Raw genomic sequence first — 14,739 nt, 5'->3', positions numbered from 1 at the left:
TCATCTGTTTAGTGCGTGTTCCGCCTGAATGCGCAAACTCGTGGTTCGCAAGTAGGCACTTTCATTGCCCCTCATACTCTGGTGTGAATACCTATGCCGCATTTGTCTTCTGCCCCGGCGCTGAAAACAGCGGTTTCCGCGTGAAAGGAAAATCGCCTGATTCGCGGTGTGTTTCCGTCAACAGAGCGACCATCTCTTCAATGGTTTTAACGCGGCACGACTTGGCAGCAGCGCAAATTTCCAGATTTCGTGGCAAGGTGGTCAGCAGGTGACGCCGGACGGTGGCAACCGGTTTAAACGCGTTGAACTCACCGTTGCTGTGGGTGACGAGAAAAACGTTCAGCTGATGCCGCAGAAGGGTGTAGGTGAGGGCATGCTCCATGAGCGCGTTATCACCCTCCCGCTGGTTGTTCCGGCAGGCTGCCGCCAAACTTTTTGCCATCACCCGCAGTCGCACCGCCAGTGCCAGGGACAGATCTTCAGCGCGCGAGCGCAATTGTTTAAAAGCCAGCAACTGTTTGGCGGAAAAATTTATTTCCTGCGAGAAGTCTGCGGTCTGCAGGGAGCAAGGAGGGTTTTTGGTTTTCATGATATTGATCCACTCGTTTCGGTAATGCCGGGATGATGAAAAAACCCGACTGTTCGGTCTCAGGATTTTCCCTCCAATAAAGAAATTAATGTAATGTATTTAATGCAAAATTCATACCGTATCAATTATTCGAGGAAAAGGGGCTGATTGGATAAAGGGAAGATTGCAGGTCATGTCTTGGGTATCTATTATAGATAGCTAAAACAGATCAGTCGGTGGAATCGTCGTCGATACCGTGGCGTTCCAGGTGTCGTTTGAAGGTGTAGTAGTTCATGTCAAGGAGTCGCGCGGCGACCATTTTTTTGCCATCGGCGGCGGCCAGCGCACGCTTCAGTGCCCATTTTTCGACCTCGGCCATGGTGAAGGGCAGGTCAACGGGGGGTGTTTCCGCCGCTGTATTGCCGGTGCTCAACCCTTTGGCGGTGGGGTCGGTTCTGCTGATGGCAGTGTGGAGAATCTTTGGGGTAATCAGGTCGTCTGTCATGACTGCGGCGTATTTGATGATGTTATGCAGTTCGCGGATATTTCCGGGCCAGGGATGGGTCCTTAACAGGGCGATTGCGGCGGCGGAAATTTCCAGCGGTGCCCGACCGATTTCATGACAGGCATCCCGCAAAAACTTTTCCGCCAGCAGCGGTATGTCCTCGGGAAGGGTGCGCAACGGAGGCATCTCGATCATGAACGTGGCGAGTCGGTAATAGAGATCCTGACGGAAGTTCCCCGCTGCGGCCTCTGCCGCGAGGTCTTTGTTGCTGGCGGCAATGATGCGAATATCGGCGTGTGCGATGCGATTGCTGCCGAGGGGGTGATAGCTTTTTTCATCCACTAATTGCAGCAATAGTGCTTGTATGGCAGGGGCGGCCGCATCGATGTCGTCAAGAAAAAGGGTCCCCCCTTGCGCGGCACCGACAAACCCTTCGCGCTTGCGTTCCGCGCCGGTAAAGGCACCTTTCTCGTGTCCAAAGAGCTCGGCGGCGACCAGTGATTCGGGCATTGCGCCCAGCTGAACGGACACAAAAGGCTGGTTGGCACGCGGGCTGAGACCGTGAATGATCGAGGCCAGCCGCGATTTTCCGGCACCGGTTTCTCCCTGAATCAGTACCGCGTAGTTGCTGCGGGCGATGCGGACAACCTGAGCGGCGATGGCCCGCAACTGTGGCCCACGGCCAAGCATCTGTTCGACCGATTGCAACAGCTCATTTCTGAGTCCGGATAATTGATGTCGTTGCACTACCGGCGTGGCCGCTTTTTCAAGGGTGGCAATCAGCTTGTCATCGTCGCAGGGTTTCGGCACAAAGCCTGCGACCCCCAGTTCGATCGCGCGAAGCAGGTTGGGGGTGTCAGAGAAAGCGCTGAAGATGATCACCGGGGTCTGTGGGCTAAGCCTGCTCAGGTGTTCGGTCAGGGTGATACCATCCATTTCCGGCATGATGATGTCGGTCAGCACCAGATCGGGTTTTTCCAGCAAAAAAATATCCAGGGCTTCGCGACCGTTGACCGCAAAGAGCAGTTTTTTACAAAGGGGGGTGAGCAGATCTCCTACGCTTTGACGTAACAGATTCTGATCTTCAACAAAAAGCAGGGTCAGATGTTTAAATGCGTTCATTTTCACCTTTCGGGGTGTGGGTTGAGCATGGGTGGTGATATGAAGGCAAAACCCCGCGAAATGATAAAAAATTAGTGACGATATTATGACACATTTATGCAGTTTTGAAAGTAAAAGTCAATTTATTGAATCACTCTGGACAAAGACGCTATCAGTGCATATAAAAAGCCCCGCCGAAAACTCGACGGGGCTTTTATGTGGTGCCGGGTAAAGCCGAAAACTATTCGCAGAGATCGACTTTGATGTCCCAGTTTTTAACCTTCATGGTGCCGTTGACAGCGAGGTTCTGCTGCATCTTGAAACAGCGGTCAAAGAGTTGCGGCTCATGACCGATCCCTTTAGCCAGGCACTCGGTTTTGGCCATATCGAAGTACTCTTGCAGGATCGGTTTGTACTCCGGATGAGCACACTTGTCGATGATGAGCTGGGCACGATCTTTCGGTGCCAGACCGCGCAAGTCGGCCAGACCCTGCTCGGTGACCACAACGTCAAGATCGTGCTCGGTATGGTCGATATGCGGAGCCTTCGGTACCACGCAGGTGATGCCGTTCGGATCGGTCTTGGACGGACGCGAGGACGGGGAGTGCATGATTTTCAGGAAGCCGTTGCGCAGGTAGTCGCCGGAACCGCCGAGGCCATTGATCATCCGGGTGCCGCCGACCAGCGTCGAGTTGGCGTGGGCATAGAAGTCAAATTCAACCGGGGTGTTCATGGCGATACAGCCGAGACGACGGATCGGCTCCGGGGCATTGGAGATGGCCAGCGGACGCAGGGTGATCTTGTCAGCGTATTTGTCCCAGTTGTCGAAGAAACGCGGGAAACCGGGGGTTTCGGACAGTGACAGCGAACAGGATGACGCGGCGTCCAGTTTGCCGGAGTCGAACAGGTCGAGCATGGTGTCCTGCAGAACCTCGGTGTAGACGGTGAGGTTCTTGAACGGCCCTTTGGCCAGACCGCCGACGACGGCATTGGCGATCGAACCGACGCCCGACTGCAAAGGCAGCAGGTTTTCCGGCAAGCGCCCTTGCTTCACTTCATTGGAGAAGAAGTCCATGATGTGGCTGGCGATGGCTTCAGAGGTGGCGTCCATGTCGGTGAAGGCACGCCCCTTGTCACGCAACTTTGATTCACACACCGCGACGACTTTGCTCAGATCGCAGGGGATCGAGGTTTTGCCGATCCGCTCAGCGGCGTGGGTGATGCCGAGGATTTGACGCTTCGGCGGGTTATAGCAGGTCAGCAGGTCGTGCATCCCTTCAAAAGAGGGCTGTCCGGTGTTGACCTCAAGAATGATCTTGTCGGCGACCTGCAGCAGTTCGGGGATAACGCCACACGATGAGGTCGGAACCAGCCCGCCATCTTCGGTGATCGCCGAGACTTCGATGATCGCGATATCGATCCGGCCATTGGCGGTGTAGAAGCCGTAGCCAAGATCCTGCGCAAAGAGCGAGAGGTGCTTGTCACCCATGCGGATGCGCCCTTCGTTGATCCCTTTGGCGATGTTTTTGCCGGTCTGGTAGGGCCAGCGGCGGTCGATCATGTCGAGGGTTGCCCAGCGATCCTCAGTTTCCGCCCCGACGGACGCGCCGATGAAGAGGCTGAATTTCATCTTGCCTTGCAGATTGTTCTTTTCAACATGATCCGCGAGGGCGATCGGCACTACCTTCGGGTAGCCTGCCGGAGTAAATCCCGACCAGCCGAGGTTCATTCCGTCCTTAAAAAACTGAACGGTTTGCGCCGGCTCCATGACCTTGTTGAGCAAAGACTTACAGCGAACGCGATCTTGCAATGTACCGTATTCAGACATATTTCTCTCTCCTCCTCTTAAATTTGCCGAAACGTCTCAGTGCGTTTCGAACCGGGATTAAAGGGTTTTACAGGGGATAAAACAACGAGGAAGAAGCTCCCTCGTTGTCATGTTGATTCTAAAATCAGGTTATAAAGGCCAAACTTTTATAGCGTGACGATTGGTGCAAGTCAAGCGAAAACATACTGGCTTCTGCGTTGTTGCACCCCTCCCAACGGGAGCGAACAGGGCTACTCAATAATGTTTCTCGACCAGCTTTCGTCCCTTGAGAACATAGGGGCTGTCGGGAAAGTTGCGATAAAGGAGATTGAAGTAATCGGTTGCCTCCGCGCGTTGCTCATTGAGCAGGTAAGCTTTAGCAAGGAGAAAAAGGGCTTTGTCAGGATTCTCCGAGTAATTTGGATAGCTTTCCAGCAGCCCGGACAGCCTTCTGATGGCGGCAGGATACTGTTTGAGGCGTAGATAAACTTCCCCCACATAAAGTTCATGTTCCGCCAGCCGGTTGTGGCACCGTTCATTTAACTGCCTGGCCTCGTCACTATGAGACGATTGCGGATATTGGCGTAACAGTGTTTCAAAAGTGGCGACGGCATTGTGCGTGGCGGTCTGGTCACGATCGGCAGAGAGCATCTGAATAGAGTAGGCTTTGCCGAGTTGAAAGATCACCTCTGCGGCCTGCGGATAGTTGGGGTGTTGTTTGAGAAAAGCTTCCCAGGCGGCGACCGCTTCGGGGTACTGTTCGGCCAGAAAATGTGTTTCGGCGATTTTAAGTTCAGCGATAGTGACCAGTTCCGGCGATTGATAACTGTCGCGAACCTTCTCCCAGGAGGCAATGGCATCTTCATATTGATTGTTCTCCAGAAACTCTTCGCCCTGTTTAAAGTAGTGCTCGGCGCTCTTTCTTTCGGGGACTTCTGTTGCCATGCAGGCCGCAAGGAAAAAACAGCAGAGGGGGATAATGAATAGGCGCATTTGGTCGTTGACTCCTGGGTAAAATTCCCTGCTGACCTTACGGCAAGCGTGATCGTTTGTCAATCTCCATCGCCAGTTTGCGGGCCAGTTCAGTCGTGGCCAGTGGCGAGGGTGGCCGTTGTCGCACGGCGCCGCGAGCAAAACGCTCCTCGGACGCGCGCCGTTCCTGTTGCAGTGCCCTGATCATCTCCGAAGAGAGCTTGTGGCGCTCCAGCGCGGCGTCAAATTGCGCATCGGTCAAACTGTGCGGGGGGGCGCCGAGCAGTCGCGTCAGCTGTTGATTGAGATCGCGCCGGGGTCGGCGACGGATAACGATTCCGAGCGCCCCCGCAACGAGCAGCAAAGCGACCGTCATGCCCACTGTCGGCCAGCGGGAAGATCGCTGCGTCGTGCGCAGCAGCTGATAACTGGCCGTGACCGGGTCAAAGACGCTAACCAGAAATTGCGGCTGACGGGAGGCGAGCCAGGGTTGATAAAGATAGCGCTGGCGCCGCGTTTGCTTATCTTTTGCGCGGCCGAGAAGTTCATCGCTGAGCAGGGTGAGCCGGTCACCGTAATGCAGCGGTGCGATCAGTTCAACGGCGGACAGATTGCCGCGACCGCCAAGGGTGACAACAACTTCACGGGCGCCACTCCCCGCGCTGTTGACCTTGAGTCGCACCCCGCTGACGACGGCTCCGGAAAAGTTGGCGGGACGTCCCCGTTGCGGGAGTGGCCGGGGATGGATGATGAGCGGTGCCGGGGGGGGGAGGTCACCGCCGCCGGGCGCGGTGAGCGTGACAATAATTTTTTCAGAGGTCAGCGGGTACGCCAGTTTGCGCGTGGTTTCGACGATGCGGTGGTGACCATGATGCTCTTCGCGGCGTGGTAACAGGGGGGGGAGATCGGTCAGGATCACGTTGTCGAGGCCGCCCCAGACGGGGGTAACCGCAGTTGTCGGCAGCTGTTCGTAGCTGAATTCAAGGCTCAGGATAAATGCCTGACCGACATAGGGACGCGGGTTGTCGACCAGCAGCCGCAACGTCAGGTTTGACGGTGCGCCCAGCGCAACAGTGCTTGTTACGATCCAGAAAATAATCATCAACAGGCCACTACGCATCGCCTACCAGTCCCTTTCCACCGGAACTTCGCGCACGGTTGTGTTGCGCAAGGGCGCGTTCGGGAGGGTGTGCGGGGTGACGTTTTCGAGCAACTTCAACGCCTGTTGACGTGACATGCGCGCACCGTTTTGCTCGGTCGGTTCGCTGGTGCCGCTGCCGGTCGCCCCCGCTGCGTCCGCCTTGCTCTGGCGCAGTGCCAGTGCCAGGTTGACGCGGGTTGCTTCGTCCTCGGGATTTTCGAGCAACGCTGCGGTCAAGATGTCCACCGCCGGTTGACCGGCGTTGTTCAGGAGCAGAACGGTGCCTTGATCACGGAGTGCCGCGGCGCGTTCAGCACCGTCAAGGTGCTGCGCGGCGGCGCCGTAATGGCGCGCCGCTGCGGTCAACTCGCCAGTCTGGTAGGCGTCATAGGCGGAGGCAAGCAATGCGCTGCAAGGGTCATTAAGGCGGCAGGCGGCAACCAGCATGATCAACACTGCGGCAGCGACGGTCGAGCGCATGCCCCGCCGTTGCCCGCGCAGCGGTAGATAGCGCAACAGCCAGCACCCCAGTGCCAGCCAGAGAAAAAACTCCGGATTTGCCGGGCGCCCGGCGATTGATGAGTGCCAACTGCGGGCCAGTGCGGCGAGTGCAAAGGAATCCGGGGTGAGCGGGAAGAGCTTGCCGCCGCTCCGGCTGGCCAGTTGCTCCAGAAAATCGGGGTGTGCCCGACTGAGTTGCGGTCGTTGGTCAGCAGCGCGGCGGGTTTTCCCTTCGTGGTCAAGAAATGGTGCCCCAGCCGTTGAACCGAGTGGTACGCAGTAAATCGGGATCGTCGTCAGCACCTCCGGGGGCGGGCCGGGGAGGGTGCGTTCGCCGTCGCTGAAGAGGATCACACGTGCGGTGGCGGGCGGGCCGGGCGCGGCGCTGAGTAACTGTTGCGCGTGGAGCGCGGCGGCAGCGGGGGCGGAGCCGGGCGCGGCAATCATGCCGGGGGAGAGGCGGTCAACAAAGAAGAGCAGTGCCTGCTGATCGGTGGTGAGCGGCAGTTGTTCGACCGCTTCACCGGCGAACGGGAGGAGGGCAAAGGTGGTGCCGGGGAGGGCGGCGACCAACTGGCGGATTTCGGCTTTGACGCGATCGAGGCGGGTCGGGGTGACATCGGCGGCGCTCATGCTGGTCGAGACATCGACCGCCAGCACCACGGTCGGGGCCGCCGCGCCGGCAAGCGACCGGCGGGCGCTTTCGGGGGCGGGGAGCAACAGCGCGGCGCAGATCAGGGCGGCGGTCAGCAGCGACGACAGATCGTCGCGCAGGCGCTCCTTCCCCCCTGGCAAGGGGTGCCAGTGATGCAACCGTCGTCGCCCGTGCAGCTCGGCGGCGACGATCAACACGGCGCCCGGCACGAGTAATCCCGGCACGAGGAACCACGGCAGATTCATGGCATCCTCCGCAACCAGCTGCGATAAAGGATCACCTCAACCAACAGCGCGATGCTCAGAAGAGTAAGGATGAACGGTCGCAGTGACGTGCGTGCAATCTTTTCAGTGGTTATCAGCGACGTTTTTTCGAGCGCATCGATCTGCTGGTAGACCGTTTCCAGTTCATCGCCACTGAGCGCCCGAAAGTAGCGGCCATCGCTGAGCCGGGCAATCTCCAGCAGTTCCTGGGTGGCCAGCCCGACGTGCAGCTGCTGACCGCTGAGGGTAACGTCGCCGCCGAAATCGGTACCGAACCCGATGGTGTAGATCCGGATGCCAAGCGCCGCCGCGGCCCGTGCCGCGGCGGTTGGCGCGAGGCGACCGCGATTCGAAATACCGTCGGTCAGGAGGATAATCGCCGCGCTGTCGGGGGGAGCGTCGGTCAGTCGCGCCAGCGCCACGCCGAGAGCATCGCCGATGGCGGTGCCGCTGCCGCGCTGATCGGCACGGACCTGGTGCAGCCGGTCGAGGATTACGCCGCGGCTCAGGGTGGGGGGGGTCAGCAGGTAGGGAATCCCGGAAAAGAGCACCACGCCGATACGGTCGTCGGGGCGCCCGGCAACGAAGCGGGTTGCTTCGCGACGGGCCACTGCCAGGCGATTCGGCGCCAGGTCGGTGGCGGCCATGCTGGTCGAGATATCGAGAACCAGCATCAGATTGCGACCGCGACGAAGGGTTTCCTGAAAATGTTCTTCGCGCGCCGGGTCGACCAATGCGCCGATCAACAGCAGGATGATTGTGGCGGCCAGCAACGGACGCCCGCGTTCAAGACGCAGGCGCCAGGTGGGCCGTTGGGCCAACGGTTCGAGCGTTGAAAAATGGAGCGCTGCTGAGCGACGTGGCAAAAAGGGCACGATCAACAGGGGCAAAAGCAGCAACAGTCCGGGGTGCGAGAGAGTCAGCTGCATCGCTTTTCGCCACTGTGGCGGAGATATTCGGTGAGCAACTGGCGGGCGGTCGCGGTTCGTGTCAGGGGCGCGGAAAAACGTGCGGCGTCGAGTCGTTTGCGCCACAGGTGCTGCTCCGCTGCGGGCAGTTCTCTGTCGGAGCTGATCCGGCGGTCAAGTTCAGCAAGCAGTTCTGCACCGCTGAAATCGGCGAGGGACGGTGCCCTTTGCGGCGGTAGAGGACGCCGGGATGGAGCACGCAAGGCCCAGAGTAGCGCACTGCCAGCAAGCAACAGAGCCGCCACTTTGCCCAGCGGCAAAGTGTTGCGCGGTGGCGGCGGTGGCGGAATAAGCATGGCATCGGGAGGGATGTCATCGCGGATTTCGAGCGTCAGCGGCGCGGTCTGAAAATGCTCGCTGACCCCGCGCACAAACGATAATGACGGGAGCGTGACGCTGCCGCTGCCCAGCGGCAGCAGGAGGAGTCGATAATGATTGTCTTCGACACGGGGTGCCGCCAGGGCGATGAACGGCGAGAGGGCGGGAAGCCCGCCGGGAACCACGTCGTCCGGCAGGGTGACATGCACCGTAACAGTTTTGCCGAAGGTCGGCGTAGCTGGTTCCACGGTCATCGCCAACGGTGCCGCGCCGAGCAACAGGGGCGCATGGCAGAGCATGATCACGCTGACGATCCAGCGCTTCATCGGCGTCTCCGGCGGCGGAAAAATGCGGCCAGGGTGGGGAATATCGGCTGGTCGCTGCGCAGGAAGGTATGGTCGATCCGGTGACGGCGCAGCTGCATGACAAGCTGGCGGTCAAGTCGCTGCCAGCCGCTGGCAAGGGCGGCAGTGCTCAGATCGACCAGCCGTTGGCGACCACTTTCCGCATCCTCGAAGCGGGTCAGCCCGGCGGCGGGCAGGTGTTGTTCGCGACTGTCGCGCAGCGGCAGCAGCAACAGCTCGTGGCGGGCAGTGACTTTGTTGAGCAGGTGTTGCGGCAAGGAGCCGTGACCGTCAGTGAGGAGGATCAGCAGGCCGGGGCGTTTGCCAACCGCCAAAGCGGTTTCGAGGGGCGGATGCAGATCTGTGCCGCGTCCGCTCGGCGCACCGGTGAGTATTGCATCGAGAATACGCAGGGCATGGCTGCGGCCAGTCATGGGCCTCACCAGCGTTTCGATCCGGTCACTGAAGGTGATCAACCCCAGCCGGTCGCGATGGGCGACCGCTGCGAAAGCCAGTAGTGCGGCGGTTTCGAGGAGCAGCCGTCGTTTGGCCGGAGTCATTGAACGGGAGATGTCGGCCACCAAGGTCATTGTGCGATTGCGTTCTTCACTGAACTGTTTGCTGTGCGGGACGCCGCTGCGGGCGGTGGCGTTCCAGTCGATGGCACGAATGTCGTCCCCCGGCTGGTAGAGGCGCAGGTCAGCAAATTCGAGCCCTTGCCCGCAAAGCAGCGAACGGTAGTCGCCCCCGGCCAGTCCGGCCAGCAGACGTCGGGAATCGATTTCCAGACGACGCAGCAGCGGGCGGATTTCCGAACGGGGGATCATGGTGGTGTGCTCAGGGTTGGGGGACGGCAGCAAAGATCTGTTGCAGAATGGCGGCAATCGATACCGCTTCGGCTTCGGCCTCATAGGAGAGCAGAATGCGGTGGCGCAGCACCGCCGGAGCGACACTGCGGATGTCGTCAGGGACGACGTAGGAACGACCGCGCAAAAAGGCCTGGGCGCGGGCGGCGCGAGCAAGGAAAATACTCCCGCGCGGCGAGACCCCGTGCTCGATCAATGGCGCGAGTGCGGCCAGACCAAAGTGTTCAGGATGGCGCGTAGCCGCCACCAGATCGAGCAGGTAATCACGCACCAGCGGATCGAGATAGATGGATTTTACGGCTTCGGTCGCCGCTGCCAGCGTGGCCGGATCGAGCTGGGGGGTGATGTGCGTCGGGGGTGCGCCGCTGTAAGTGTCAACAATCCGCTCTTCATCTGCCCGTGAGGGGTAATCGACCAGGAGCTTGAGCAGAAAACGGTCGGTTTGCGCTTCGGGGAGCGGGTAAGTGCCTTCGTGATCAAGCGGATTTTGGGTGGCAAGGACGAAGAAGGGTGCGGGTAACGGATAGGTGGTGTCGCCGAGCGTCACCTGCTGTTCCTCCATCGCCTCCAGCAGTGCCGACTGGACTTTGGCCGGAGCCCGGTTGATTTCGTCGGCGAGCACCAGATTGGCGAAGATCGGACCTTTTTTGATGGCGAAAGTGGCGCTGCCGGGATGAAAGACCAGGGTGCCGAGGAGGTCGGCGGGGAGCAGGTCGGGGGTGAACTGGATGCGCTGAAAAGTGAGGTCGAGAGCGTTGGCCAGACGGTTGACGGTGAGCGTTTTGGCCAGCCCGGGAACGCCCTCGATCAGCACATGTCCCTGACTGAGCAGGCCGATCAGCAGCCCTTCGAGGAGTGCGCGCTGGCCGATTATAACCTTGCCGAGTTCGTCCATCAGCGGTGCGACAAACGCACTCAGGCGGACGATCTTCTCGTCCGCCGCTGATGGCGTCAATACGGTCAGGTTGTCGGGCAAAAGACCCCCTTGAGTTTTTGCAGTGCGTTCTTTTCAAGTTGCCGCACGCGCTCACGGCTGATGCTGTAGTGGTCGGCCAGTTCTTGCAGCGTCTGCGGTTCGTCAGCGAGAATCCGTTGCTCAACGATGTGGCGTTCGCGTTCGTTGAGGCGTTTCATGGCGCGCTGAACCTGCTCATTCAACAGCGACTGTTCCTGTTGCTCCGCCACCAGTTCTTCCTGACTGGCGCGGGTGTCAGCGAGCGAATCGCTGAGAGTATACCCTTCGCCTTCGACCAGTTCAAGATCAATAGACTGGTCACGCCCTCCCATGCGCATGGTCATTTCTTCGACATCGCTATCACGCACATCAAGCTGGCGAGCAATCTCGGCGGCGTCGGCATCGCCGGTCAGGTTGCGCAAGGCGTTACGCGTCTGGCTGAGTTTGAAGAAAAGTTTTTTTTGCGCCTGGGTGGTGCCGATCTTGACCAGCGACCAGCTGCGCAGGATATAATTCTGAATGTAGGCGCGAATCCACCAGACCGCGTAGGTGATCAGGCGCAGGCCGCGATCCGGGTCAAATTTGCGCACCGCCATCATCAGGCCGATATTCCCTTCCTGAATCAGGTCGAGAAGTTTGACCCCGTAATTGCGGTATTCAAGGGCAACTTTAACAACAAAACGCAGATTCGCCGTAATCAGCCGATGGGCACTTTCGATGTCGCCGGTGTCGCGATAGCGGATTGCCAGGGCGTGTTCTTCGTCACGATCGAGCAGGGCAAAACTGTTGACCTGGGTCATGTAATGATCAAATGAATCGGTGGTAATCGGAAGACTGAGCGTACTCATTATGGTTGGTTCCCCCATTATTTTGGCATTTGGCACTCTCGGTGCGAGAGTGCTAGAAGATATATAACAAAATGCATGAATAATTGCAAGAGGCGGGGCGACAATTTTTCACGCCGGGCGGACTTATTGTGACGCCTCGAAATTGCTGTAGATCAAGTTACTGCTGTGTCAGATGGTGTAGGATGAGCGTGTACAGAACTTCTTGTGTGCAAAGGAGAAAATCGTGACTGAAAAATTTCCGCTTGAATTCTATCGCCAGATCATCGACCAGGCCCCGGATGCGCTCCTTTTTTCTGACCGGGAAGGGACTATCCGCTTGTGGAACCGAGGCTGCGAACTGGTTTTCGGTTACAGTGCCGCCGAAGCACTCGGCCAGTCGCTGGATATTATTATTCCGGAAAAACTTCGAGGACGGCACTGGGAAGGGTATCACAAGGTTATGGCCACCGGAGAGACCCGCTACGGGAGCGAGCTGCTTTCGGTCCCGGCACGGCACAAGGATGGTCATCAACTCTCCTGCGCCTTTTCCATCGTCATGCTCAAGGATGACGACGGAAAACCCCTTGGCGTTGCATCGGTGATGCGCGATGTGACCGCGACGTTTGAACGGGAAAAACAGCTGGTGCAAAAGATTGCCGCGCTCACGCCGTAGGAGGTGGCGCATATTGCTTGAGATTTCTCGGGGAAATACAGGGCAACGGTGGGATCAGGCTCCTGCGTTGTCAAGATAGTCCCGGGTTGCCATCTTGGCAGCCCGCCCCCGTCGCATCATTGTCGATTAGGCATGACGCAATGAACTACCAAATAACGGAGGACAGCATATTGGTGGTGTTTTAAGGAAGTGCTCGCAGCTGCTCTTCGAGCCGGTTGAGGTGCTCTGTCCAGATCGCTTTAAAAGTCGGGTAGTCATGATCACCGGGCAGGGTGAAGACGTGACTCGGTGCAAAGGCTTCACTGAGCAGTTGCGGCCCCTTTCCGGTCAGGGAGTCATTGTCGCCAAAGCCGAGATAGATTGGCGGATATTCTGCAGCATGGCGTGTGTAATCATGCACCCAGCTCCAGATCGTCCGTTGCCAGTCATCCAGCTTGCTCTGCTCCGGAACCCACCCACCGATACCACCCGCCTTCTGGATTTCCTTGTGGATTGATCCCCAGCCCATGAAGGGGCTGACCAACAGGACGCCATCGATATCTTCGGCATACTTGCGCAGATAGAAAAGGCTGCCCATCCCACCCATGGAAAAACCGGTTAACCAGACCTGCCGGTAGCCACGGGCTTTGGCCGGGTCGATGATGTCTCTTTTCAGGCGTTCTTCAAGGGTTTCACTCTTGTAGTAGCCGAAGTGAGCGTCTGGAATGATCACATCAAACGGGAGTTTGCGGGCGCGGACCTCATCAATCAGACCGTGTTTTTCAAAATCATCCATACTCCCGCCGATGCCGCGCAGGATAATCAGCAGATGATGATTGCCCGAGCTGTTGATTTGACCATATTCCCTGGCCGGTATCGGGATTGTAGCTTTGGGTACGCAGGCGGTCAGAATCAGCATCGCGACCAATAAAGCGACACGGGTGAAATGTTTTGAGGATCTCATCAGGTGGTCTCCGGATTAGTTGAGCAGTTCGCGGGCATTCTCCAGAAAATAGACTTTCCATGGATAGGGGTCATCAAATTCAGTCAAGTTCTGGCCCGCAACCCATTCCAGATCCTGACGGGCTTTTTCGCTTTCATTCTTGATGGGATAGAAATACTTGCCCCGCGCCCAGCGAGTGAACAGCCTTGTGCCGCCCCGCTCGATTGCCAGCTCCATGTATTTATCCCCTTTTACTGTCGACCCTCCCTTGCTGGCCGGCAAGGCGTAGTAGCAGATTACCTTGGCGAATGCGACCGCGCCGCCGCCAAACTCCGGGGCGACCTGCTCAATGCGGTCGAGAAAAATCAAACCTTTTTGCAGCCAGTTTATATTGGCAATCTTTTGCGCGAGGTTCATTCCTTCCTTGAATTCATATTGCAACGCTGTCACCCAGAAAAACATCGCCTGAACATCATCCTTGCCCAAGGTGGCTGCCGCGTCCCAGGGTGCTGTGCCACTATCAACCTGCTTCCTGAACGAGGGGTTGGTGTACATGGCGCGCTCGGCGTAGGTCATGGCGCGTCTGAAATGGAGAGATTTTTCCTGTGAACTTTGGGTGTACGCCGTCCCAAGGAGAATTTCCTGGGTACTGAGCATGGTCAGCGCGGTCGTGTCTCCCGGGTTGGCAGCAAGGACTTTTTCGTATGCGGCGATGGAGTTCAACAGCGACTCCCGGTCGTTGGCTGTTTCAAACAGCGCCTGTGCCTGGTTCAGGAGCATGGCGGATTGCGCTGTTGGAGTGTTGACACCGGCATCTTGCCATTGCGCGGTCCACTGCATGGCACAACCCGAGAGGGCCAGGGCGAGGACCGCCAGCAGAGCGGCCAACAACAGCTGCCTGCACCACGATTTTTTCTGGAATCGATCAAAGTTTTTAGCTTTCATGAATTTCTCCGATCTGAGCATTTTAAAGGGATCAGGGAGGGCAATGTGTCGTGGAGGATGGGCAGAAAAGTTTTGCACCATGCCGACACGGTTAAAGACGAATTATTATAGTATGGTGGCGTGGTTAGACAAGAAGAATCTGTCGGTTCTGAACTTCATTGGAGGATATTGTCCATTGTGTTAACTCATCACATCCTTTTCAGGGCCATGTCGAGGCTCATGCACGCAAGGCGTAACCGGCGGGTTTCGTCCCGCCACCACGTTACTCCTCATGCTCATGCTCATGCTCCTCAAACTCATGCCCCGGATGCTGATGCTCATGCACGGCAGGCGTAACCGGCGGGTGCTCGTGCGCGTGGCGGTGTTCGGACGCGGGTTTTGCTGCGTTGGGGTGAACGTGGACAAATT

General features: G+C 58.1%; 14 protein-coding genes. 1 reads left to right on the top strand and 13 read right to left on the bottom strand.

All coding sequences use genetic code 11. The annotated features are described in order from the left end of the window. Positions 1–91 precede the first annotated feature (91 nt). The 11 genes from K0A93_09675 to rpoH all read right to left on the bottom strand — a co-directional run bounded on the left by K0A93_09675 (position 92) and on the right by rpoH (position 11,812). A complete protein-coding gene (locus K0A93_09675; GenBank protein ID MBW6512361.1) occupies positions 92–589 on the bottom strand; it encodes a hypothetical protein in 498 nt (165 codons plus the stop codon). 208 nt (positions 590–797) lie between these two features. Then, on the bottom strand, positions 798–2,195 hold the full coding sequence (locus K0A93_09670; GenBank protein ID MBW6512360.1) for a sigma-54 dependent transcriptional regulator: 1,398 nt from the start codon (positions 2,193–2,195) through the stop codon (positions 798–800). Between the two features lie 220 nt (positions 2,196–2,415). Then, a complete protein-coding gene (locus K0A93_09665) occupies positions 2,416–4,002 on the bottom strand; it encodes an acetyl-CoA hydrolase (GenBank protein MBW6512359.1) in 1,587 nt (528 codons plus the stop codon). A gap of 234 nt (positions 4,003–4,236) precedes the next feature. After that, positions 4,237–4,974 (bottom strand): outer membrane protein assembly factor BamD, encoded by a 738-nt coding sequence (locus tag K0A93_09660; protein MBW6512358.1) that lies wholly within the window; start codon positions 4,972–4,974, stop codon positions 4,237–4,239. Positions 4,975–5,011: 37 nt separating this feature from the next. Beyond that, positions 5,012–6,073: a hypothetical protein gene (locus tag K0A93_09655; GenBank protein ID MBW6512357.1), complete on the bottom strand. Its 1,062-nt coding sequence runs from the start codon at positions 6,071–6,073 to the stop codon at positions 5,012–5,014. A gap of 3 nt (positions 6,074–6,076) precedes the next feature. Next, entirely contained in the window at positions 6,077–7,495 is a 1,419-nt protein-coding gene (locus tag K0A93_09650) for a VWA domain-containing protein (protein ID MBW6512356.1), read from the bottom strand. Next, positions 7,492–8,442, bottom strand: coding sequence for a VWA domain-containing protein (locus tag K0A93_09645; protein MBW6512355.1), 951 nt, complete (start codon positions 8,440–8,442; stop codon positions 7,492–7,494). The genes K0A93_09650 and K0A93_09645 overlap by 4 nt, the downstream gene beginning before the upstream one ends. Then, positions 8,433–9,125, bottom strand: a complete 693-nt coding sequence (locus K0A93_09640; GenBank protein MBW6512354.1) for a hypothetical protein — start codon at positions 9,123–9,125, stop codon at positions 8,433–8,435. The genes K0A93_09645 and K0A93_09640 overlap by 10 nt, the downstream gene beginning before the upstream one ends. Further along, positions 9,122–9,970 carry a DUF58 domain-containing protein gene (locus K0A93_09635; protein ID MBW6512353.1) on the bottom strand — a complete coding sequence of 283 codons (849 nt, stop codon included), beginning with the start codon at positions 9,968–9,970 and terminating at the stop codon, positions 9,122–9,124. Before K0A93_09635 ends, K0A93_09640 begins: the two co-directional genes overlap by 4 nt. A 10-nt stretch (positions 9,971–9,980) precedes the next feature. Continuing rightward, positions 9,981–10,904 carry a MoxR family ATPase gene (locus K0A93_09630; protein MBW6512352.1) on the bottom strand — a complete coding sequence of 308 codons (924 nt, stop codon included), beginning with the start codon at positions 10,902–10,904 and terminating at the stop codon, positions 9,981–9,983. Between the two features lie 65 nt (positions 10,905–10,969). After that, complete coding sequence (gene rpoH / locus K0A93_09625) at positions 10,970–11,812, bottom strand: RNA polymerase sigma factor RpoH (GenBank protein MBW6512351.1); 843 nt, start codon at positions 11,810–11,812, stop codon at positions 10,970–10,972. A gap of 223 nt (positions 11,813–12,035) precedes the next feature. Here rpoH and K0A93_09620 point away from each other — a divergent pair, with 223 nt between their 5' ends. After that, positions 12,036–12,464, top strand: coding sequence for a PAS domain S-box protein (locus K0A93_09620; protein MBW6512350.1), 429 nt, complete (start codon positions 12,036–12,038; stop codon positions 12,462–12,464). Between the two features lie 181 nt (positions 12,465–12,645). Here K0A93_09620 and K0A93_09615 read toward each other — a convergent pair whose 3' ends face one another. Continuing rightward, entirely contained in the window at positions 12,646–13,407 is a 762-nt protein-coding gene (locus tag K0A93_09615) for an alpha/beta hydrolase (protein MBW6512349.1), read from the bottom strand. Positions 13,408–13,422: 15 nt separating this feature from the next. After that, positions 13,423–14,331 (bottom strand): TRAP transporter TatT component family protein, encoded by a 909-nt coding sequence (locus K0A93_09610; protein MBW6512348.1) that lies wholly within the window; start codon positions 14,329–14,331, stop codon positions 13,423–13,425. Positions 14,332–14,739: the final 408 nt, after the last annotated feature.

Source organism: Desulfuromonadaceae bacterium, assembly GCA_019429445.1.
GTDB lineage: Bacteria > Desulfobacterota > Desulfuromonadia > Desulfuromonadales > JAHYIW01 > JAHYIW01.
This window is presented reverse-complemented; position numbering and strand designations above follow the sequence as displayed.

Bases quoted from the DNA above. Each gene is read 5' to 3' on its own strand.
- K0A93_09615 (MBW6512349.1), bottom strand. From the start codon at position 13,407: ATGAGATCCTCAAAACATTTCACCCGTGTCGCTTTATTGGTCGCGATG.
- K0A93_09640 (MBW6512354.1), bottom strand. From the start codon at position 9,125: ATGAAGCGCTGGATCGTCAGCGTGATCATGCTCTGCCATGCGCCCCTG.
- K0A93_09675 (MBW6512361.1), bottom strand. From the start codon at position 589: ATGAAAACCAAAAACCCTCCTTGCTCCCTGCAGACCGCAGACTTCTCG.
- K0A93_09645 (MBW6512355.1), bottom strand. From the start codon at position 8,442: ATGCAGCTGACTCTCTCGCACCCCGGACTGTTGCTGCTTTTGCCCCTG.
- K0A93_09610 (MBW6512348.1), bottom strand. From the start codon at position 14,331: ATGAAAGCTAAAAACTTTGATCGATTCCAGAAAAAATCGTGGTGCAGG.
- K0A93_09635 (MBW6512353.1), bottom strand. From the start codon at position 9,970: ATGATCCCCCGTTCGGAAATCCGCCCGCTGCTGCGTCGTCTGGAAATC.
- K0A93_09670 (MBW6512360.1), bottom strand. From the start codon at position 2,195: ATGAACGCATTTAAACATCTGACCCTGCTTTTTGTTGAAGATCAGAAT.
- K0A93_09650 (MBW6512356.1), bottom strand. From the start codon at position 7,495: ATGAATCTGCCGTGGTTCCTCGTGCCGGGATTACTCGTGCCGGGCGCC.
- rpoH (MBW6512351.1), bottom strand. From the start codon at position 11,812: ATGAGTACGCTCAGTCTTCCGATTACCACCGATTCATTTGATCATTAC.
- K0A93_09655 (MBW6512357.1), bottom strand. From the start codon at position 6,073: ATGCGTAGTGGCCTGTTGATGATTATTTTCTGGATCGTAACAAGCACT.
- K0A93_09665 (MBW6512359.1), bottom strand. From the start codon at position 4,002: ATGTCTGAATACGGTACATTGCAAGATCGCGTTCGCTGTAAGTCTTTG.
- K0A93_09630 (MBW6512352.1), bottom strand. From the start codon at position 10,904: ATGGACGAACTCGGCAAGGTTATAATCGGCCAGCGCGCACTCCTCGAA.
- K0A93_09660 (MBW6512358.1), bottom strand. From the start codon at position 4,974: ATGCGCCTATTCATTATCCCCCTCTGCTGTTTTTTCCTTGCGGCCTGC.